This is a genomic window from Stappia sp. 28M-7 (genome assembly GCF_014252955.1).
Taxonomy (GTDB): domain Bacteria; phylum Pseudomonadota; class Alphaproteobacteria; order Rhizobiales; family Stappiaceae; genus Stappia.
The window spans coordinates 3,804,461-3,825,747 of sequence record NZ_JACMIA010000001.1; the positions used below are offsets into that span (position 1 = coordinate 3,804,461).

Below are 21,287 nucleotides of genomic sequence, written 5' to 3' on the forward strand. Positions count from 1 at the left end.
ACGAAACCGGATATCCGAACCTTGCGTCGCGTCCGTTTGCGCACAAGGCCCGGCAGCACCGCACGAGGTACGCCTTGCAGCAGCGGTATATCGCCGGAAGAGCTGGTCAGTCGCCGATGGGCTTGGGGCCCACATCCTTGGACAGCGGTACCAGCGAGGTGCGGATACGGCGCAGATACTCGCGCACGCGCTCGGGCCGCTTGCGCGCGGCGCCGGCAGCCAGCACGTCGATGATCGCCACATAGGCAAGCCGCGAGGCGCTCGGCTTGTAGATGTCCTGGTCCTCCGGCAGATCGAGGCCAAGCGCGATGTCGGTGGCGCCGGCAAGATCCGATCCGGCCTTGGTCAGGCTCAGCGACTGCGCCCCGTACTGGCGGGCGATGGCGACGCTGTCGAGCAGTTCGGCCGGCGTGCCGCTGGCCGAGATCGCGAAGACCACGTCGCCGCGCTCCAGCGTCGAAGCGATCATCCGCTGCAGGTAGCCGTCCGAATGCGCCTCCGCCGGCACGCCCAGGCGGAAGAAGCGGTTCGCCCCCTCGCGCGCAACATTGGCCGAACCGCCGCCGACGCCGAAGAAGACGATCCGTCGCGCCCCGGCCAAGAGGTCGATCGCCGCCTCCACCGCAATCGGGTCGAGCTGCGCCCGCGCCCGGTTGAGCGTGTCCATCAGCGCGCCGAACACCTGAGACACCAGCGCATCGGACAGGGATCCGCTGTCGGGCGCATGCACGTCCATGTATTGCAGCGAGACGGCCACACTCTGGGCGAGGCGGATCTTGAAGTCCTTGAACCCGTCGCAGCCGAGCGTCTGGCAGAAGCGGTTGACCGTTGCATCGGAGACGCCTGCGCCCTGGGCGATCTCGCTCTGGCGCTGGTAGGCGATGGTCTCCAGGTTCGCCAGCACGTAGTCGGCGACACGCTGCTCGCGCTTGGGGAAGGCGCCGTCGAGCCGCCTGAGCTGCGCGATGATGTCGATCACCTTGGCCACGCCCCGGGCCCCTTCCCTGCCATCTGCCCCAGTCTGCGGGGCGAGATTAATCGGCTTTGTAGGCGATGACATCCATCTCGACCTTCGCATCCACCATCAACGGCGACTGCACCGTGGAACGTGCCGGAGGGTGGGCCCCGAAATGCCGCTCGAACACGGCGTTGAAGCTGGAGAAATCACGGGCGTCATCCAGCCAGACATTGACCTTGACCACATGCTCCAGTCCGCAGCCGGCCAGCGCCAGCACCGACTTGATGTTCTCGATCACCTTTTCGGTCTGCGCGACGATGCCGCCGGTGATGATCTCCCCCCCTTCCACCGGCACCTGGCCGGAGACATAGACGAACCCTCCGGCGGTGACCGCCTTGGCGAACGGGCGCTTCTGTCCACCGGCTGCGAGGTCGGCGGTGTCGTGACGGGTGATGCCCTTGGTCATGGAAATTCTCAGCTCCGTATGAAAGTTTCTTTCATTATCTACCGCGGTTTGGCGGGAAACTCAAATTCCCGTTTGACAGTTTAGGTAGATTATGAAAATTTTTTACACAACGAACAGCCGGCGCAGACACGGCAGATCGTGGGATGGCTGCACGGCCGGCGAATGCACGTCGCCTGCCCGTGTAGCCCATCCGGGCTACCCAGAGGACCCTGTATTTGGAGGAGTGGAATGTTTCGGAACACCCGCTGGAAAACCGTGTTCGCCGCGGCGATCGCGACATCCATGGCCAGTACCGCCTTCGCGGCCGGCACCCTGCGCTACGCCACGGTCGGCGAGCCGCCCAGCCTCGACCAGCACGTCGTCACCTCGGACCTTTCGACGACCATCGCCCACCACATGTTCGAGGGTCTCTACACCTTCGACGCCAGCAATTCGCCGGTGCCGCTTCTGGCCGAGAGCGACCGGCTGGAGGATGACGGACGCACCATCGTCATCACCCTGCGCAAGGACGTGACCTTCCACAACGGCACCGACATGACCTCGGCCGACGTGGTTGCCTCGCTGAAGCGCTGGGGCGAGTTCGGTTCGCGCGGCAGCCTGCTGTTCTCGAATGTCGACAGCATCGAGGCGACCGGCGACCATGAGGTCACGCTGCGCCTGAAGCAGCCGTTCGGCCCCTGGAAGAACCTGCTGGCCTTCATCAACGGCGGCCCGGCGATCTATCCCGCCTCCGTCATGGAAGGCGCCGGCAAGGAGCCTATCGCACCGGAAAACTACATCGGCACCGGCCCCTACCGCTTCGGCGAGTGGCAGCCCAACCGCCATGTCGAGCTCGTCCGCTTCGACGACTATGATTCGCCCGAAGGCGAGCCGAATGGCTATGGCGGCACCCGCAAGGCCGAGTTCGATGCGCTGCGCTTCATCCCGGTCCCCGACGTCGGCACCCGCGTCAGCGGCCTGCAGGCCGGCGACTACGACTATGCCGAGAACATCCCGGGCGACCTCTTCGATGCCCTCGATTCCAGCCCGGACGTCACGACGATCCTGAACGGCGGCCCGATCTTCGGCCTGGTCTTCATGAACTCCAAGGAAGGCCCGCTGAAGGAGAACTTCGCCCTGCGCCGCGCCATCCAGACGGCCATCAACAAGACGCCGGCGCTCCAGGTCTCGATCGGCCCGGAAAAGCTGTGGCGTGCCAACGGCTCGTTCATGCCGCAGGGCAATGTCTGGTACACAGAATCCGGCGCTGACAACTTCAGCAAGGGCGATGCGGCCGCGGCGAAGGAGCTGGCCAAGGAAGCCGGCTACAACGGCGAGCCGATCAAGTTCATGGTGTCGACCAACTACCCGTTCCACTACGACACGGCGATCGTCTACACCAAGCAGCTCGCCCAGGCCGGCTTCAACATCGACCTGCAGGTCTACGACTGGGCAACGCTCATCAAGAAGCGCGGCGAACCGGACCAGTGGGACCTGTTCTTCACCCATCACGGCTTCGTGCCGGATCCGATCCTGATCTCGGTGATGAACCCCAACTACCCCGGCTGGTGGGCCACCCCGGAAAAGACCGCGCTGTCGGAGAAGTTCACCGCCTCGGCCGATCCGGCGGAGCGGCAGAAGCTGTGGGGCGAGCTGCAGGCGCTCGTCTACGAGCAGGTCCCGACCATGAAGACGGGCGACATCTACACCTACAACATCGCCTCCCCGGCGCTTAAGGGCCTCGGCGAAGCAACCCTGATCTGGCCGCACTTCTGGAACGTCTCGAAGTAACGCACGATCCCGTCGTCCCCCTCCGGCCTTTGCGAAAGTCCGTCCGACGGACAACACTCGCAAAAGGCCGGGGGCGGGCTGGCCGCCTCCCGACATTTCGCGGAAAGTCACGCTCATGCTCGGATATGCCCTGCGGAGACTGCTGACGCTCGTGCCGACGCTGCTCGCCGCCTCGCTGCTGGTCTTCCTTTTCGTGCACCTGATCCCCGGCGATCCGGCTGCCGTCCTGCTTGGCGATAGTGCCACGCCCGAGGAAATCGCCAGCCTGACGCGCGAGCTCGGTCTCGACCAGCCGCTCTACACGCAGTACCTGCTATGGCTCGGCAACGTGTTGCAGGGCGACTTCGGCACGTCGATCTTCTTCCGCGTTCCCGTCACCTCGGTGATCGCCGACGGTGCGGAGACCTCGATCCTTCTCGCCCTGATGACGATGGTCTGGATCGTCATTCTCGGCGTCCCCATCGGCGTCGTCGCCGCCAGCTATCGCGGCACCTGGGTCGACCAGGTCACGTCCGGCGGCGCCATGCTCTTCGCCTCCGTGCCGACCTTCTGGCTCGGCCTCTACCTGATCCTGATCTTCTCGGTGACGCTCGGCTGGCTGCCCTCGTCCGGCTTCCCGTCCGTGACCGACGACGGCGGGCTCGCGAACCTGCGCTATCTGCTGCTGCCGAGTTTCACGCTCGCTGCCCCCAACGCCGCGCTGATCATCCGTCTGGTGCGTGCCTCCATGCTCGACGTGCAGCGCGAGGATCATGTGCGCACCGCCCGCGCCAAGGGCCTCGCCCCGTGGAAGGTCTCGGTGAAGCACGTCTTCCGCAACGCGCTGATCGCCGTCGCCGCCGCCTTCGGCTTCACCTTCGCCGCCCTCGTCTCCGAGGCGGTGGTGACCGAAACCGTCTTCTCGCTGCCCGGCATCGGCCGCCTCGTGGTGCAGTCGATCCTGCGCCGCGACTACCCCGTCATCCAGGGCGTCATCCTGGTGATCGTCGTCCTCTACATGGTCATCAACCTCCTGGTCGACCTCGCCTATGCGCGCCTCGACCCCAGGGTGTCGCTGAAATGACCCGGACCCGTTCTCTCAAGCCGCAAAGCCAGGGAGCTGAGGCATGACCGCGATCCTCACCATGGGCCGCATCTTCCGCGGGCGCTGGCTCGCCACCGCCGGACTGTGCTGGCTGATCCTGGTCGCACTGGCCGCGATCTTCGCCCCGCTCGTCGCGCCCTACGACCCGCTCGAGCTCGACCCGCTCGTGCGCCTGTCGCCGCCCAGCCTCGAGCACTTGTTCGGCACCGACCACTATGGCCGCGACAGCTTCTCGCGCAGCCTCTACGGCGCCCGCATGGCCATCATCATTGGCATCGGCAGCGTTGTCGTCGCGCTGGTCGCCGGCGGCCTTGCCGGCATGGTCTCGGCCTATTTCAACCGCCTCGGCCATGTGATCATGCGCGTCGTCGACGTGCTGATGGCGTTCCCGGCGCTGCTGCTCGCCCTCGTTCTGATGACCCTGCTGGAGCGCAGCGTCGTCAACACGGTGATCGTGATCGGCATCGTCTACGCCACCACCACCGCCCGCATCCTCTTCGGCATGACCTTGAAGCTGAAGGGCGAGGTTTTCGTAGATGCCGCGACCTGTTCGGGTGCCGGCCATGGCAGCATCTTGTTCCGCCACATCCTGCCGAATCTCGTCTCGCCGCTCCTGGTGCAGGCAAGCTTCATCTTCGCCTTCGCCCAGCTGCAGGCGGCGGCGCTCGACTTCCTCGGCCTCGGCCTCCCGCCGGAAGTGCCGAGCTGGGGCAACATGCTGTCGGAATCGCGCATCTACGTCACCCGCGCTTCCTGGCTGCTGCTGTTCCCCGGCGCGCTGATCATCCTGTCGGTCTTTTCCATGAACCTGGTCGGCGACGCCCTGCGCGACAGCATCGACCCGCGGTTCCGCAACGACATCAAGGGGGTGTGAGATGACGCGCCCGAATGCAGACACACGCGACCTGTTGCTCGACATGCGCGGCCTGACGCTCGGCGTCGCCACGCCCGACGGCATTCTGCCGGTGGTGCAGGACCTCTCGCTCAGCCTGTCGACCGGCGAGACGCTCGGCATCGTCGGCGAAAGCGGCTGCGGCAAGAGCCTCACCTCGCTCGCCATCATGGGACTGCTGGAGGGAACGCCCGTGCGCGTTCTTGCAGGCGAGATCTTCTTCCGCGGCCGCGATCTCCTGCGCCTGTCGCCGCGCGAGCGCCGCGCGGTCATGGGCAACGAGATGTCGATGATCTTCCAGGAGCCGATGACCTCGCTCAATCCGGTCTACCGGATCGGCGACCAGATCATCGAGGCGATCCGCGAGCATCAGCCGATGTCGCGCCGCGCCGCCCGCGACCGGGCGCTGGAGCTGCTGACCATGGTCCGCATCCCCGACCCGGCGGGGCGCATCGACAGCTTCCCGCACCAGCTGTCCGGCGGCCAGCGTCAGCGCGTAATGATCGCCATGGCGCTCGCCGGCTCGCCGCGCCTCCTGATCGCCGACGAGCCGACCACCGCCCTCGACGTCACGGTGCAGGCGCAGATCCTCAAGCTCATCGTCGAGCTGCAGAAGGAAACCGGCATGGGGGTCATGCTGATCTCCCATGACCTCGGCGTCATCGCCGAGACCTGCGACCGCATCGCCGTGATGTATCGCGGCCGCGTGGTCGAGACGGCGGGTGCGCGCGAGCTCTTCCAGGACATGCGCCATCCCTACACGCGCGGCCTGCTGGACTCGATTCCCGAGGCCGACGAGGACGTCGACCGGCTGTCCGCCATTCCCGGACGCGTCCCGACGCTCGACGAGACCATCACCGGCTGCGCCTTCCATCCGCGTTGCGCGCGGGCGGGCGCCGGTTGCGACAGCGACCAGCCGGCGCTCGCCGCCTTCGCGCCCACCCATTTCGCCCGCTGCCACTACCCGCTGGAGCCGGACGCATGACCGACGCAGCCCCCCTCCTCCAGGTCCGCGACCTGAAGACCCACTTTACCTTCCGCGCGCCCTCAACCGGCGTGTTGCCGGGCCCCAAGCGCATCCTCAAGGCGGTCGACGGCGTCTCCTTCGACCTTGCCGAGGGTGAGGTGCTGGGCATCGTCGGCGAGAGCGGCTGCGGCAAGTCCACGGTAGGACGCACGCTGACGAAGCTCGAGCCGGCGACGAGCGGCGAGGCGCGGTTCCGCGGCCGCGACATTCTGGGGCTTTCGGCGGGCGCCTTCCGGCCGCTGCGCCGCGAGATCCAGATGATCTTCCAGGACCCCTTCGCCTCTCTCAATCCGCGCCTCACCATCGAGCAGACGCTGGCCGAGCCGGTCCGCATCCACGGCCTTGCCCGTACCCGCGAGGAGGTGCGCGCCCGCATCGCCGACACGCTGGTGAAGGTCGGCCTCGATCCGAAGGTGATGACCCGCTATCCGCACGAGTTCTCCGGCGGCCAGCGCCAGCGCATCGGCATCGCAAGGGTGATGATCGTCGAACCGCGCCTCGTCATCGCCGACGAGGCGGTCTCCGCACTCGACGTGTCGATCCAGGCGCAGGTGCTCAACCTCATCAAGGACCTGCAGCGCGACAGCGGCATCTCGATGCTGTTCATTTCCCACGACCTTGGCGTCGTGCGGCACATCTCCGACCGTGTCGCCGTCATGTATCTCGGCCGCATCGTCGAGACGGCCCCCAAGGCCGCCATCTTCGAAAAGCCGGCGCATCCCTACACGCGCCTGCTGCTCGCCTCCATCCCGCGCATCCGGCCGGGACGGCAGCCGGTCGCCGATCTCGGCGAACCGGCAAGCGCCGCCTCGCCGCCCTCCGGCTGCGCCTTCCATCCACGTTGCCCGCTGGCCACCGACATCTGCCGCTCGACGCGGCCCGATCCGGTGGACCTCGGCAACGGACGTTCCAGTGCCTGCCACCATGCCGGCCAGCTTCTCGGGGAGGCCGCCTGATGGCCGAAATGAAACGCGTATTCGTCGGGTCCCTGGCAACGGAGACCAACACCTTCTCGCCCCTGCGCACGGACCTGCAGGACTTCCGCGACAGCTTCTATGCCGGCCCCGGCGAGCATCCCGCAACGCCGACCCTGTGCAGCGCGGTCTTCCCGGTCGCCCGCGACCGCGCGCGGCAACACGGCTGGCACGTGATCGAGGGCACCGCGACCTGGGCGGAGCCGGGCGGCCTCGTCAACGCCCGCACCTGGGAGCTGCTGCGCGACCAGATGCTGGCCGAGATCCGCGCCGCGCTGCCGCTCGACATCGTGCTGCTCGGCCTGCATGGCGCGATGGTCGCCGACGGCTGCCTCGACTGCGAAGGAGAGATCCTGGAGGCGGTGCGCGCCATCGTCGGGCCGGACACGATCGTCGGCGCCACCTTCGATCCGCACAGCCACCTGTCGGCAAAGCGCACCGCCAATGCCGATCTGCTGGTCGCCTTCAAGGAATTCCCGCACACCGATTTCGTCATCGCCGCCGAAAGCCTCATAGATCTCGCCCACCGCACCTCGGTCGGCGAGGTGAAGCCGGAAATCTCCGTCTTCGACTGCCGGATGATCGAGGTGCTGCCGACCAGCCGCCAGCCGATGCGCGGCTTCGTCGACAAGCTTAAGGCGCTGGAAGGACATGACGGCGTCCTGTCGGTTTCGGTGATCCATGGCTTCATGGCCGCCGACGTGCCGGACCTCGGCTCCCGCCTCGTCGTCATCACCGACGGCGACCGGCCGAAGGGCGATCAGCTGGCGCGCGAACTCGGCATGGAGCTCTTTTCCTATCGCGGCCGCACCCGGCCGGATTTCCTCACCCCGGCGCAGGCGCTCGACAAGGCGGCCGAGACCGACGGCCATCCGGTCGTCATCGCCGATGTCTGGGACAATCCCGGCGGCGGCGTGCCGGGCGATTCCACCATCGTGCTGCGCGAGATGATCGCACGCGATCTCACGGATGCCGCCCTCGCCTCCATCTGGGACCCGGTCGCGGTGCGCACCTGCATTTCCGCCGGCGAGGGCGCGACGTTGCCCTTGCGCTTCGGCGGCAAGATGTCGGCAGCCGCGGGCGAGCCCATCGATGCCGAGGTGACGGTGGAGAAGGTGGTGCGCAACGCGGTGCAGAGCTTCGGCACCAGCGTCGTGCCGTTGGGCGATTCGGTGACGATCCGCATCAAGGGGCTGCGCGTGGTGCTCAACACGGTGCGCTCGCAGATCTTCAGCCCGGACGCCTTCGCCAACATGGGGATCGACCCGACGGCAATGAAGATCCTGGTTGTGAAGTCGACCAATCACTTCCACGATGCCTTCTCGCGGATCGCCTTCGACATCCTCTATGCGGCGGTCGACGGGCCCTACCCGAACGATCCGGCGACCAACACCTACCACACCCTCACGCGCGCCATCTGGCCGCGCGTCGAGGATCCCCACGCCGCCTGAGACGAACGGACCACGCCATGACCGCCGACGCGCCCTTCCAGCCCGAAACGCCCGCCCTCGTGCTGGACGAGGCGGTTGCGCTCGCCAACATCGCCCGCTTCCAGGCCCATTGCGACCGGCTCGGCCTCAAGAGCCGGCCGCATATCAAGACGCACAAGCTGCCGCGCTTCGCCAGGGCGCAGATCGAGGCCGGCGCGCGCGGCATCACCTGCCAGAAGATCGGCGAAGCCGAGGTCATGGCCGATGCCGGCATCGACGACATTCTCATCACCTTCAACATCCTTGGCGAGGCCAAGCTTGCGCGGCTGAAGGCGCTTGCCGGGCGCATCGCCCGCCTTGCCGTCGTCGCCGACAGCCAGACGACGGTGGACGGCCTCGCCGCCGCCTTCGCGGACGGTGCGGCAACGCTGCATGTGATGGTGGAATGCGATACCGGCGCCGGACGCTGCGGCGTCCAGACGCCGGCAGAGGCGGCAGATCTCGCCGCCCGCATCGCGGCTGCGCCCGGCCTCGTCTTCGCCGGACTGATGACCTACCCCGCCCCCGGCAAGGCCGGCAATGTCGAGCGTTTCATGGGCGAGGCGCTCGGCCTGCTCGCCGCGCGGGGCATCGAGTGCCCGGAAATCTCCAGCGGCGGCTCGCCCGACATGTGGCATGCGGGGGAAGCGGAAGGCGGGTCCCGCAACCTCGTCACCGAGTACCGGGCCGGCACCTACATCTATAACGACCGCTCGCTGGTCGAGCGCGGCGCCTGCGCCCTCGACGACTGCGCCCTGACCGTGCACGCCACCGTGGTCAGCCGGCCGACACCGACGCGTGCGGTGCTGGATGCCGGCTCCAAGGCGCTGTCCTCGGACCTGCTCGGCCTCAGCGGACACGGCACCATCATCGGCCATCCGGATGCGCATATCGCAGCGCTCAGCGAGGAACATGCGGTGGTCGATATCCCTGCCGGCAGCCTTGCCGTCGGCGACCGCGTTCGCATCGTGCCGAACCATTGCTGCGTGGTGACGAACCTGTTCGACAGCGCCTGGCTGCTCGGCGCCGACGGCAGCGTTCAACAGATCGATATCGCCGCGCGCGGCCGCATGACCTGACGGACTGACCGGCGCGACCCACTCCTCAAGCCTCGTCGGGATCGAAATAGTCTGCGTGGGCGGCCCGAATGTCGTCGATGATGCCGGCGATGCGAGCCAGATGCGAGCGCATCCGCGCAATTGCCGCGTCCTGATCGCCGCCGCGCACCGCCGCCAGGATCGAGATGTGGTCCTCCAGCGCCAGCCGGGCGCCGTTTTCCAGCGACAGATAGCGGACCCGGTCCATATGGGCCTTGTGATCGCGGATCAGCGCCCACACGTGCCCCTGCCCGGCGATCTCGCAGATGCGGTTGTGAAAACTGTCGTCGAGCGCATGGAACCCGGCCCGGTCGTCGCGATCCACCGCCTTTTCCTGCTCGCCGATCATGTCTTCCAGCTCGCCCATCTCCGCCTCGGTCATGTTGGCCATGGCCGCGCGCATCGTCTCCAGTTCGAGCGCGGTGCGGATGAAGCGGGCACGGTGCACCGCCTCCACCGAGATCGGCGTCACCACCGTGGCGCGCTGCGGACGGATCAGCAGGAAGCCCTGCTGCGACAGCCGGTAGAAGGCATCGCGCACCGGCTGCCGGCTGACCCCCATCTGCTTGGCGACTTCCGCCTCCGACAGCTTTGTGCCGGGCAGAAGATCGAGGCCAACCACCCGATTGTAGAGTTCGGCAAACACCAGATCGGTCACGGACGGCACGCGCGACATGTCGAGCGTCCTGAGCTTGATCTGTTCCGTCATCCACCTGCCCTCCCTGCGACCACCGCAGCCCGCCCGCAAGATCGGACGAGGCCTTGGCGCCGCGCTGCCGGACGTGTCGTCCGCGCCGGTTTTCCGGCATTTGCCGGGAGGCTCGTCCTAGCGACTGCCGCCCGGTTTGACAATTCGCCGCCCCCGTTCCGGCGGGCGTTGACTCAACTTGCAGACTAACATATTAGATTACTAGTTAGTTCGCCAGCCCCAAGAACGAGACGCTGACAAACGCGACAGGGCCGGCAGGGAGGATCGGAATGGCGCTACTGGACGAGGACCGGCTGTTTCCGGTGGAGCCGCGCACGCGCGGCCTTGCCCGCGACATTTACCGGACCATCCGCGACCTGCCGATCGTCAGCCCCCACGGCCATACGGACCCGGCCTGGTTCGCGCTGAACGAACCGTTCCCCGACCCGGCCGAGCTTTTCGTGGTGCCGGATCACTACGTCTTCCGCATGCTGTGCTCGCAGGGCATCGCGCTGACCGATCTCGGCGTTCCCCGCGTCGACGGCGGGACAAGCGAGCGCGATCCGCGCCGCATCTGGCAGCTCTTCGCCGACAATTTCCACCTCTTCCGCGGCACGCCCTCCGCGCTCTGGCTGAACCACGCCTTCCAGGAGGTCTTCGGCATCGACGAGCCGCTGGGTCCGCAGACCGCGACGCGCATCTACGACCATATTGCCGACTGTCTCGCTCGCCCCGAATTCCGACCGCGTGCCCTGTTCGACCGGTTCAACCTCGAGGTCATCGCCACGACGGAATCGGCGCTGGACCCGCTGGAGCATCATCGCACGATCCGCGACAGCGGCTGGGGCGGCCGGGTCATCACCGCTTATCGGCCGGACGCGGTCATCGATCCCGAGTTCGAGGGCTTTGCCGCCAACGTCGCTCGTCTCGGCGAGATCACCGGCGAGGACACGACGAGCTGGCACGGCTATCTCGCCGCCCACCGGGCCCGCCGGGCCTTCTTCAAGCAGCACGGCGCCACCTCGACCGATCACGGCGCGCCCAGCGCCCGCACCGAGGACCTTTCGCCGACTGAGGCCGCAGGCCTCTTCGACAAGGCGCTGGCCGGGCGCTGCACGGCGGAGGAAGCCGACCGGTTCCGCGGCCACATGCTGACCGAGATGGCGCGCATGAGCCTCGACGACGGGCTGGTGATGCAGATCCACCCCGGCGCCTTCCGCAACCATTCCCCTGCCGTGATGGCCCGGCACGGCCGCGACAAGGGCTTCGACGTCCCGACGCGCACCGACTACGTGCGCGCGCTCAAGCCGCTGCTCGACGCGGTCGGACACGAGCCCGGCCTCACCATCATTCTCTTCACCCTGGACGAGACCTCCTACGCCCGCGAGCTGGCGCCCCTTGCCGGCGCCTATCCGGTGCTGCGCCTCGGCCCGCCCTGGTGGTTCCACGACAGCGCGGAGGGCATGCGCCGTTTCCGCGAGATGGCGACGGAAACCGCCGGTTTCTACAACACGGTCGGGTTCAACGACGACACCCGCGCCTTCTGTTCCATCCCCGCCCGCCACGACGTGGCCCGGCGGTCGGATGCGGCATTCCTTGCCACACTCGTCGCCACAGGGAGGCTCGGCGAGGGCGAGGCATACGAGGTCGCACGCGACCTCACCTACACCCTGGTCAAGGCCGCCTACAGGCTGTGACCGGGCTGAAACTGCTCTAGGGAGGAACTGAACATGAAACACTGGAAGACCATGACGGCAGCCTTCGGGCTGCTCGCCGCCTCCGCCATGACGGTGCAGGCGGCCGACATCGTCCTGCGATCCTCGGACACCCATCCGGACGGGTATCCGACTGTCGAGGCGGTCAAGTATCTCGGCGAGCTCGTCAAGGAGCGCTCCAACGGCCGCATCGAGATCGAGGTGTTCCACTCGGCCCAGCTCGGCCAGGAGAAGGACACGATCGAGCAGACCCAGTTCGGCGTGATCGACATGAACCGCGTCTCGCTCGGGCCGTTCAACAACATCATCGAGGAGACCCAGGTTCCCTCGCTGCCCTACATCTTCCGCTCCGTCGACCACATGCACAAGGTGATGGACGGTCCGATCGGCCAGGAGATCCTCGACGCGTTCTCCGACCATGATCTCGTCGGCCTGGTCTTCTACGACGCCGGCTCGCGCTCCTTCTACAACCGCCAGAAGCCGGTCGAGAACATGGCCGACCTGTCGGGCATGAAGTTCCGCGTGATGCAGTCGGACCTGTTCGTGGACATGGTCAACGCGCTCGGCGCCAACGCGACGCCGATGCCCTATGGCGAGGTCTATTCCTCGATCCAGACCGGCGTCATCGACGGCGCCGAGAACAACTGGCCGTCCTTCGAGAGCTCCGGCCACTTCGAGGTCGCCGGCTACTACACGCTCGACGAGCACCTGATCGTGCCGGAAGTCCTGGTCATGTCGAAGAAGAGCTGGGACAAGCTCTCGGCCGAGGACCAGGCCTTGATCCGTCAGGCTGCCAAGGACTCCGTCCCGCACATGCGCAAGCTGTGGGCCGAGCGCGAGGCCGCCTCCGAGGCCAAGGTCCGCGAGGCCGGCGTCAAGATCGTCAGCGAGATCGACAAGACGCCCTTCATCGAGGCGATGAAGCCGGTCTACGAGAAATACGTGACCTCCGACAAGCTGAAGGACCTCGTCGCCCGCATCCAGGCGACCGAGTGATCCCTGCCTGACCTCGAACCCGCGGCGGCCGGTCCGCCGCGGGTTTCTTCTTGCCGGGAGGACGCATCTTGCAAGGGACAATGCGCGACATCGCGCGGATCACGGGCACCCTGGGCCGCATCGCCCTGTGGCTGTCGGGCACGGGCCTCGTGCTGATGACCGCATTCATTTCGGTCCAGGTCTTCTGGCGCTACGCGCTCAACGACAGCCAGTCCTGGACGGAGCCCGCCTCGGTGATGCTGATGGGCTGGTTCATCTTCCTGGGCGCTGCCGTCGGCATCCGCGAGGGCTATCACCTGTCCTTCGACGTGCTGCTCTACGTGCTGCCGCTGAAGGTCAAGCTGGCGCTGCATTCGATCTCGGACGCCGTGGTCATCGCCTTCGGTGCGGGCATGGTCTGGTACGGGGCCGAACTCGCCGCCAAGACCGCCGGCAACAAGCTTCCCTCGCTCGGCATTTCCGGCGCGTTCGACTTCCTGCCCCTCGTCGGCGGCGGGATTCTCATCGTCCTCTTCTCGCTCGAGCGCCTCGCCCGCCGCGCTGCCGGCCTGCCGACCGCCCGCTTCGGCGAAACCGAACTGGAGGATTGAGCGATGGAACTGTTGATCCTCTTCGGCACCTTCACCGTCCTGCTGCTGATCGGCACGCCCGTCGCCTTCTGCCTCGGCGTCTCGTCCTTCGCCACCATCGCCTATATGGGCCTGCCGCCGGTGGTCGTGTTCCAGCGGCTGAACTCCGGCGTCTCGGTCTTCGCGCTGATGGCGATCCCCTTCTTCATCTATGCCGGGGAATTGATGGTGCGCGGGGATATCGCCCGCCGGCTGGTGGCGCTGGCCGGTGCGCTCGTCGGCCATCTGCGCGGCGGCCTCGGCCAGGTCAACATCACCGCCTCGGTGCTGTTCGGCGGCATTTCCGGTTCTGCCGCGGCCGACGCCTCTGCAATCGGCGGCCTGATGATCCCGCAGATGAAGGCGCGCGGCTACGACGTCGACTACGGCGTCAACGTCACGGTGGTCTCATCGATCATCGCGTTGATGCTGCCGCCCTCGCACAACATGATCATCTATTCGATCTCCGCCGGCGGGCGCATCTCCATCGCCGACCTGTTCACCGCCGGCATCCTGCCCGGCCTGCTGCTGGCGCTGTCGCTCATGTTCGCGGCCTGGTACGTCGCCAAGAAGCGCAACTACCCCATCGACCCGTTCCAGGGCTGGGGCATGGTCGGCCACCTGCTGATCAACGCGACCCCCGGCATCCTGCTGATCGCCATCATCTTCGGCGGCGTGCGCTCCGGCATCTTCACCGCCTCGGAAAGCTCCTGCATCGCGGTCGTCTACGCGCTCTTCATCACCGCCGTCGCCTACCGCACCATGCACTGGCAGAACTTCGTTCTGGCGACCACCGCAGCGGTGCGCACCACAGCCATGGTGCTGCTTGTGATCGGCTGTGCCGCCTCGTTCGGCTGGCTGCTCGCCGTTCTGCGCGTACCCGCGACGCTCGTCGCCGTCATGCAGGACGTCTCGCAGAACCCGCTTCTGGTGCTCTTGCTGATCAACGTGATCCTGCTGATCCTCGGCACGTTCATGGACATGTCGCCGCTGATCGTCATCACCACGCCGATCTTCCTGCCCGTTGCCCAGGCCTTCGGCGTCGACCCCGTGCATTTCGGCGTCATCCTGATCCTCAACCTCGGCATCGGCCTTTGTACCCCGCCGGTCGGCGCGGTGCTCTTCGTCGGCTGTGCCGTCGGCCGGATCACCGTCTGGGATGCCGTCCGCACGATCTGGCCCTTCTACTTCGCCGCCGTCGGGACCCTGCTGCTCGTCACCTATGTGCCGGCGCTGTCGCTCTGGCTGCCCTCGCTGTTCCACTGATCACATCGGAGCCCGTCCATGTCTCCCCTTGCCGTCTTTCCAGAAGTCGCGACCGGCCCCGGCGTCACCCGTCGCGTCGTCGCGGACAGTCCGCAGATGATGGTCGTCGCCTTCACCTTCGAAGCCGGCGCGGAAGGCCCGCTGCATAACCATCCGCACATCCAGTCGACCTATGTGGAGAGCGGCCGCTTCATCTTCTCCCTCGACGGGGAGGAGTTCGAGGTCGGCCCCGGGGACAGTTTCGTCATCCCCTCCAACGCGGTGCACGGCTGCCGCTGCCTTGAGGCAGGGCGCCTGATCGACGGCTTCACGCCGCGCCGCGACGATTTCCTCTGATCCCGAAACCCACCCCTTCAAGGAGCCGCCATGCTGAGCGTCGAGACCCGCCACGCCGTCCACCAGGACCATGCCAAGGGCATGGACACGGACGAGCTGCGCCGCCACTTCCATGCCGGAGGCCTGTTCCGCGACGGCGAGATCCGCCTCGTCTACACCCATTACGACCGCTTCGTGCTGGGCGGCGCGGTGCCGGGCACCGGCACCCTCACCCTCGACAAGGTCGAGGAGACCCGCACCGCCACCTTCCTGGAGCGGCGCGAGATGGCCGTCGTCAATATCGGTGCGACCGGTGAGGTCTCAACGCGGGGCGGCAGCTGGACGCTGGAGCGCGGCGACGTGCTCTATCTCGGCATGGGTGCCGGCCCGGTCACCTTCTCCGGCGGCGGGCGGTTCTACATCACCTCCGCCCCGGCCCACCGCTCCCTGCCGTCGCGGCTGATCCGCCTGTCGGAGGCCAACAGTCTGAAGCTCGGCGCTACCGAGACCTCCAACAAGCGGACCATCAACCAGTTCGTCCATCCGCTCGTGATGGAAAGCTGCCAGCTCGTGCTGGGCTACACCACGCTGGAGGACGGCTCGGTCTGGAACACCATGCCGGCCCACGTCCACGACCGGCGGATGGAAGCCTATCTCTACTTCGACATGACGGAGGATCAGCGCGTCCTGCACCTGATGGGCGAGCCGCAGCAGACCCGCCATCTCATCGTCGCCAATGAGGAAGCCGCCATCTCGCCGCCCTGGTCGATCCACTCGGGCGCGGGCACCGGCAGCTACACGTTCATCTGGGCGATGGCCGGGGACAATGTCGACTACACGGACATGGATTTCGTCAGCATGGCGGAGATGAAATGAGCACCTCCTTCTCGCTCTCCGGCCGCAAGGCGCTGGTGACCGGCGCCAATACCGGCATCGGCCAGGCCATCGCCCTCGCGCTGGCCGCCGCCGGCGCCGAAGTGACCTGCGCCGGCCGCCGCTCCTGCCTTGAGACCGTCGCCGCGATCGAGGCTGCCGGCGGCAGCGCCTCCTCGCTGACCCTCGATCTTGCCGATCCGATGGCGGCGCGCGACGTCTTTGCCGGCACGGGACATTCGCTCCTCGTCAACAATGCCGGCATCATTCGCCGTGGGGACAGCGTCGACTTCACCGAAGACGACTGGGACGCGGTAATGGACGTCAATCTCAAGGCGCTGTTCTTCACCACCCAGGCCTTCGCCCGCGACCTGCTGGCGCGCGGCGAGGGCGGCGCGGTGGTCAACATTGCCTCCATGCTGTCCTTTCAGGGCGGCATCCGCGTGCCGTCCTACACCGCCGCCAAGCACGGGGTTGCGGGGATAACCAAGATCCTCGCCAACGAGTGGGCGGCAAAAGGCATCAACGTCAACGCCATCGCGCCGGGCTACATCGCCACCAACAACACCAAGGCGCTGCGCGAGGATCCGGATCGCTCCGCCGCGATCCTCGACCGCATCCCGGCCGGCCACTGGGGCGCGCCCGAGGATATCGCCGGCACCGCCGTCTTTCTCTGCTCCCCGGCCGCCCGCTACGTGCACGGCGCGGTGATCCCTGTCGATGGAGGCTGGCTTGCCCGCTGACCTGCCCCGCCTGAAACCTCGCCACGAAGGCCCCCGTCCCGGCACCGGCATCGTCCATCTCGGCCTCGGCGCCTTCTTCCGCGCCCATGGCGCCCTCTATGTCGCCGAGGCAATGGCCGCATCCGGCGGCGACTGGGGCATTGTCGGCGTCTCGCTGAAGCGGCCCGACCAGCGCGACCGGCTGGCGCCGCAGGACTTCGCCTATACCGCGCTGGAGCTCGCTCCCGGCGGCGAGGTTCCGCGTATTGTCGACGTGCTGGCCGGCGTCCTCGTCGCGCCGGAAGACCCGGAAGCGGTGGTCGCGCTGATGGCCGCCCCCGCCACCCGGATCGTCACCCTTACCGTCACCGAAAAGGGCTATTGCCACGAGCCGGCGACCGGGCGCCTGTCGCTCACCCATCCCGACATCGCGGCCGATCTTGCAGATCCGGCGCGGCCCGCCTCGGCCCTCGGCTTCCTGGTACGCGCGCTCGCCCGCCGCCGAGATGCAGGGATGAAGCCCTTCACCGTGCTGACCTGCGACAACCTTCCCCACAACGGCGCGATGCTGCGCGGCCTGGTGCTGGAGCTGGCCGAGCGGATCGACCCGGCCCTTTCCCGGTGGATCGCGGCGGAGGGGCGGTTCCCCTCCACCATGGTCGACCGCATCGTGCCGGCGACAAGCCCGGCCGATCTCGACCGTGTCGCCCGCCTGATCGGCTGCCGCGACGAGAGCCCGGTGCTGCACGAGCCCTTCCGCCAGTGGGTGATCGAGGACGATTTCGTCGGCGGCGACCGGCCGGACCTTGGCGCCAGCGGCGCGGAACTCGTCGCGGACGTCGCCCCGTACGAGCTGATGAAGCTGCGCTGCCTCAACGGCACGCACAGCTCGCTCGCCTATCTCGGCTATCTCGCCGGGCACGAGACCATCGCCGACACCGTCGCGGATCCGGCCTTTGCTGCGTTTCTCGACCGCCTTTGGACCGAGGAAATCCTGCCGGGCCTCACCCCGCCTCCAGGCGTCGACCTTGCCGCTTATGCCGCCCGGCTGAAGGAGCGCTACGCCAATCCGGCGATCCGCCACCGCACCTGGCAAATCGCCATGGACGGCTCGCAAAAACTGCCGCAGCGCATCCTCGGGCAGCTGGAGGAAGGACTTGCCGCCGGGCGGCCGATGTCCGGCCTTATCCTCGCGGTCGCCGCCTGGATGACCTATGTCGGCGGCACCGATCTTTCGGGGAAATCCATCGACGTGCGCGATCCCATGTCCGACCGCCTGCGCGCCCTGTGCGATGCGGCGGACGGCTCGGCGGCGAAGGTCGCCGCCCTTTTGGAGCTTCGCGAGATCTTTCCGGCAAGCCTTGCCGGCAACACCGCGTTCCGAACCCGTCTCACCGAGGCCCATGCGGGCCTTGCCGAGCGAGGCGCCCGCGCAATGGTCGAGGCCTGTCATGCTTGAGAGCTGGCGCTGGTACGGACCGCTCGACCGCATCGGGCTTCACGAGATTTCGCAGACCGGCGCGCGGGGAATAGTCACCGCGCTGCACGAGATCCCTTACGGAGAGATCTGGAGCCGCAAGGCCATCGCCGCCCGCAAGGCGATGATCGCCGCCAGCGGTCTGGACCTCTCCTGGCAGGTGGTGGAGAGCCTGCCCGTGCACGAGCGCATCAAGCGCGGCGAGGGCGACCTTGCGCCGCTCTTTGCCAACTACCGCCAGTCGCTGGCGAACCTTGCGGCCGAGGGCATCTTCACCGTCTGCTACAACTTCATGCCGTTGCTGGACTGGACGCGGACCGACCTTGCCAGTCCGGTCCGGGGCGGCGGCACCTGCCTGCGCTTCGATGCCGCGCGCATGTGCGCGCTGGAAATGTTCATGCTGGAGCGCGAAGGCGCCGAGGACGACTACCCGGAGGAGGTGCGCCACCGCGCCCGCCAGTGGTTCCAGGCAAGCGATACGGCCGCCCACGAGGACCTCGTCGCATCGATCATGGCGGGGCTTCCCGGCGCCTACGACCGCTACGACATCCCGGCCCTGCGCCAGGCGCTGACACTGTATGACGGCATCGACGCCAACGCTCTGCGAGCGAATTTCGCCCGCTTTCTCAAGGAGGTGGTTCCGGCCGCGACAGAACTCGGCATGCGCCTGTGCGTCCACCCGGACGACCCGCCGCGCGACATCCTCGGCCTGCCGCGCATCGTCTCGAACGCGGAGGATATCGCCTGGATCCTCGACCAGGACGAGGCGACGGCGAACGGCCTGACCCTGTGCTCCGGCTCGCTCGGCGCCAATCCGGAAAACGACGTGCCGGCGATTGCCCGGCGTTTTGCCCCGCGCATCCACTTCGCGCATCTGCGCAATGTCGCGAAGGAGCCCGACGGCAGCTTCGAGGAAGCCGCCCACCTTGCCGGCGACACCGACATGGTGGCGCTCGCCGCCGTGCTGCTGGCCGAGGAGCGCCGGCGCCGGGACGAGGGCCGGGCGGACGCGGAAATCCCCTTCCGCCCCGACCATGGACACGCGCTGTTGTCGGACTTCGACCGCGACACCCATCCAGGTTATCCTCTGATCGGACGCATGCGCGGCCTTGCCGAACTGCGCGGCGTCATCACGGCCCTCTCCCATCCTGGAACCCGTCATGCCTGACAACGCAACCGGCCTTGCCGACCGCCCGCCGCTCGTCCTTTCGGAACGCGACAATGTCGCGGTGCTTGCCGCCCGCGCGGAGGCCGGCAGCGATCCGCTGGAGTTGGGAGCGCCGCTTTCGGCCGCCGTCGCGCCGGGGCACAAGATCGCCCGCCGCCCGATCGGGGCGGGCGAGCCGGTCGTCAAATACGGGCAGGTGATCGGCTATGCCACGGCCGCAATCGCCGCCGGCGAGCATGTCCATTCGCACAATTGCGAGATCGGCGAGCACGAGCGCGCCTACCGCATCTCCGACAAGCTGGCCGAGGCGCGCGCCGCGATCCCGCGCCTCAACGACGGGGATATCGCGGGCCGCTTCCTCGGCTACCAGCGCGCCGACGGGCGCGCCGGCACGCGCAACATGATCGCGCTGGTCGCCACCGTGAACTGCTCGGCGACGGTGGTGCGGCGGGCCGCCGACATCCTCAATGCCTCCGGCATGCTGGACGACTGGCCGAACATCGACGGGGTCGTCGCTTTCGCCCACGGCACCGGTTGCGGCATGTCGTCGAGCGGCCCGGGCTGGGAGATTCTCCAGCGCGTGCTGTGGGGCCACGCCACCCATCCCAATGTCGGCGCCGCGGTTTTTGTCGGCCTCGGCTGTGAGGTGATGCAGGTGGCGCGGATGAAGGCGCTCTACTCAGATGGCGCGGAGACCCGCTTTCACGGCCTTGCGATCCAGGAAAACGGCGGCACCCGTGCCACCATCGAGCGGATCGTCGAGACTGTGCGCGAGCTGCTGCCGGAGGTGAACCGCACCGCCCGCCGGCCGACGCCGGTTTCGGCGCTGAAGCTCGGTCTGCAATGCGGCGGATCGGACGGCTGGTCGGGGATAACCGCAAATCCGGCGCTCGGGATCGCCTGCGACCTCCTGGTGGCGCAGGGCGCAACCGTCGTCCTGTCGGAAACCCCGGAAATCTTCGGCGCCGAACAACTGCTTCTGTCGCGCGCGGCCTCACAAGAGGTCGCCGACCGCCTGATCGAGCGCATCCGCTGGTGGGAGGACTATGCGGCAAAAAACGGCGCCTCGCTCGATCAGAACCCCAGCCCCGGCAACAAGGCCGGCGGCCTCACCACCATCCTGGAAAAGTCGCTGGGGGCTGTTGCCAAGGCCGGCGCCACGCCGCTGAACGAGGTGGTCGGTTACGGCGAACAGGTGAAGGGGCCGGGCCTCGTCTTCATGGACACGCCGGGCTACGACCCGGTCTCGGCGACGGGACAGATCGCCGGCGGCTGCCAGCTCGTCGCCTTCACCACCGGGCGCGGCTCGGCCTTCGGCTCCAAGCCGGCGCCGACCCTGAAGATCGCCACCAGCGACCGGCTCTACCGCGCGATGCGCGAGGACATGGACGTCAATGCCGGAGACGTGCTGGAAACGGGCGTTTCGCTGGCCGAGAAGGGCCGCGAGATCCATGATCGGCTGATCGCCGCTGCCTCGGGCGAACAGACGAAGTCGGAGGCCCTGGGCCTCGGCGACCACGAATTCGTGCCCTGGCAGATCGGCGCGGTGCTTTAGGGATAGGCCCTGGCGCCTGTCTCCAGACGCAAAAAAGGCCGGGCGAACCCGGCCTTTCCCAAGTGCCTCGATGAGTGCTGCCAGTACATCCGTGGTCAGCGCTCAGAAGCACAATTGCGTTGTCAGGCTGCGCGCTTCAGGAGCGCGCTGCCCGACCCTGCGGGTCG

At 67.5% G+C, this 21,287-nt stretch carries 20 protein-coding genes; 17 read left to right on the forward strand and 3 right to left on the reverse strand.

Going from position 1 to position 21,287, the window contains the following annotated elements; translation table 11 throughout:
- Positions 1-106: 106 nt before the first annotated feature.
- Together H7H34_RS17065 and H7H34_RS17070 are read right to left on the reverse strand one after the other, a co-directional pair.
- Positions 107-988: a MurR/RpiR family transcriptional regulator gene (locus tag H7H34_RS17065; RefSeq protein ID WP_185925891.1), complete on the reverse strand. Its 882-nt coding sequence runs from the start codon at positions 986-988 to the stop codon at positions 107-109.
- 46 nt (positions 989-1,034) lie between these two features.
- Complete coding sequence (locus tag H7H34_RS17070; RefSeq protein ID WP_067335743.1) at positions 1,035-1,424, reverse strand: Rid family hydrolase; 390 nt, start codon at positions 1,422-1,424, stop codon at positions 1,035-1,037.
- Positions 1,425-1,652: 228 nt separating this feature from the next.
- Between H7H34_RS17070 and H7H34_RS17075 the strand changes: the two genes are divergently transcribed.
- The 7 genes from H7H34_RS17075 to H7H34_RS17105 all read left to right on the forward strand — a co-directional run bounded on the left by H7H34_RS17075 (position 1,653) and on the right by H7H34_RS17105 (position 9,719).
- Entirely contained in the window at positions 1,653-3,194 is a 1,542-nt protein-coding gene (locus H7H34_RS17075) for an ABC transporter substrate-binding protein (protein WP_120269322.1), read from the forward strand.
- A 115-nt stretch (positions 3,195-3,309) separates the two neighbouring features.
- On the forward strand, positions 3,310-4,257 hold the full coding sequence (locus tag H7H34_RS17080) for an ABC transporter permease (RefSeq protein ID WP_067219777.1): 948 nt from the start codon (positions 3,310-3,312) through the stop codon (positions 4,255-4,257).
- A gap of 43 nt (positions 4,258-4,300) precedes the next feature.
- On the forward strand, positions 4,301-5,152 hold the full coding sequence (locus H7H34_RS17085; RefSeq protein WP_185925892.1) for an ABC transporter permease: 852 nt from the start codon (positions 4,301-4,303) through the stop codon (positions 5,150-5,152).
- A 1-nt stretch (position 5,153) separates the two neighbouring features.
- Positions 5,154-6,155, forward strand: coding sequence for an ABC transporter ATP-binding protein (locus H7H34_RS17090; protein ID WP_185925893.1), 1,002 nt, complete (start codon positions 5,154-5,156; stop codon positions 6,153-6,155).
- On the forward strand, positions 6,152-7,153 hold the full coding sequence (locus tag H7H34_RS17095) for an ABC transporter ATP-binding protein (protein WP_067219769.1): 1,002 nt from the start codon (positions 6,152-6,154) through the stop codon (positions 7,151-7,153). The genes H7H34_RS17090 and H7H34_RS17095 overlap by 4 nt, the downstream gene beginning before the upstream one ends.
- Positions 7,153-8,622, forward strand: a complete 1,470-nt coding sequence (locus tag H7H34_RS17100) for a M81 family metallopeptidase (RefSeq protein ID WP_245165110.1) — start codon at positions 7,153-7,155, stop codon at positions 8,620-8,622. The genes H7H34_RS17095 and H7H34_RS17100 overlap by 1 nt, the downstream gene beginning before the upstream one ends.
- Before the next feature lie 17 nt (positions 8,623-8,639).
- The gene (locus H7H34_RS17105; protein WP_185925894.1) at positions 8,640-9,719 is read left to right on the forward strand and encodes an alanine racemase; all 1,080 of its coding nucleotides are present in this window, start codon (positions 8,640-8,642) and stop codon (positions 9,717-9,719) included.
- Between the two features lie 25 nt (positions 9,720-9,744).
- Here the strand turns inward: H7H34_RS17105 and H7H34_RS17110 are convergent, their stop codons facing one another.
- On the reverse strand, positions 9,745-10,446 hold the full coding sequence (locus tag H7H34_RS17110; protein WP_185925895.1) for a GntR family transcriptional regulator: 702 nt from the start codon (positions 10,444-10,446) through the stop codon (positions 9,745-9,747).
- A gap of 269 nt (positions 10,447-10,715) precedes the next feature.
- Here H7H34_RS17110 and uxaC point away from each other — a divergent pair, with 269 nt between their 5' ends.
- From uxaC to H7H34_RS17160, 10 genes are all read left to right on the forward strand, one after another.
- Positions 10,716-12,122, forward strand: coding sequence for a glucuronate isomerase (uxaC, locus tag H7H34_RS17115; protein ID WP_185925896.1), 1,407 nt, complete (start codon positions 10,716-10,718; stop codon positions 12,120-12,122).
- Positions 12,123-12,155: 33 nt separating this feature from the next.
- Positions 12,156-13,136, forward strand: coding sequence for a TRAP transporter substrate-binding protein (locus H7H34_RS17120; RefSeq protein WP_120269327.1), 981 nt, complete (start codon positions 12,156-12,158; stop codon positions 13,134-13,136).
- 80 nt (positions 13,137-13,216) lie between these two features.
- Positions 13,217-13,726 carry a TRAP transporter small permease gene (locus H7H34_RS17125; protein ID WP_120269328.1) on the forward strand — a complete coding sequence of 170 codons (510 nt, stop codon included), beginning with the start codon at positions 13,217-13,219 and terminating at the stop codon, positions 13,724-13,726.
- A gap of 3 nt (positions 13,727-13,729) precedes the next feature.
- Positions 13,730-15,010 (forward strand): TRAP transporter large permease, encoded by a 1,281-nt coding sequence (locus H7H34_RS17130; protein ID WP_158193470.1) that lies wholly within the window; start codon positions 13,730-13,732, stop codon positions 15,008-15,010.
- An 18-nt stretch (positions 15,011-15,028) separates the two neighbouring features.
- Entirely contained in the window at positions 15,029-15,346 is a 318-nt protein-coding gene (locus H7H34_RS17135) for a cupin domain-containing protein (protein ID WP_185925897.1), read from the forward strand.
- A 30-nt stretch (positions 15,347-15,376) separates the two neighbouring features.
- Positions 15,377-16,201 carry a 5-dehydro-4-deoxy-D-glucuronate isomerase gene (gene kduI, locus H7H34_RS17140; RefSeq protein ID WP_185925898.1) on the forward strand — a complete coding sequence of 275 codons (825 nt, stop codon included), beginning with the start codon at positions 15,377-15,379 and terminating at the stop codon, positions 16,199-16,201.
- A complete protein-coding gene (gene kduD / locus H7H34_RS17145; protein ID WP_185925899.1) occupies positions 16,198-16,941 on the forward strand; it encodes a 2-dehydro-3-deoxy-D-gluconate 5-dehydrogenase KduD in 744 nt (247 codons plus the stop codon). The genes kduI and kduD overlap by 4 nt, the downstream gene beginning before the upstream one ends.
- On the forward strand, positions 16,931-18,379 hold the full coding sequence (locus H7H34_RS17150) for a mannitol dehydrogenase family protein (RefSeq protein WP_371811417.1): 1,449 nt from the start codon (positions 16,931-16,933) through the stop codon (positions 18,377-18,379). The genes kduD and H7H34_RS17150 overlap by 11 nt, the downstream gene beginning before the upstream one ends.
- Positions 18,372-19,565 (forward strand): mannonate dehydratase, encoded by a 1,194-nt coding sequence (uxuA, locus tag H7H34_RS17155; RefSeq protein WP_185925901.1) that lies wholly within the window; start codon positions 18,372-18,374, stop codon positions 19,563-19,565. The genes H7H34_RS17150 and uxuA overlap by 8 nt, the downstream gene beginning before the upstream one ends.
- Positions 19,558-21,120 (forward strand): UxaA family hydrolase, encoded by a 1,563-nt coding sequence (locus H7H34_RS17160; protein ID WP_185925902.1) that lies wholly within the window; start codon positions 19,558-19,560, stop codon positions 21,118-21,120. Before uxuA ends, H7H34_RS17160 begins: the two co-directional genes overlap by 8 nt.
- The last annotated feature ends 167 nt before the right edge of the window (positions 21,121-21,287 follow it).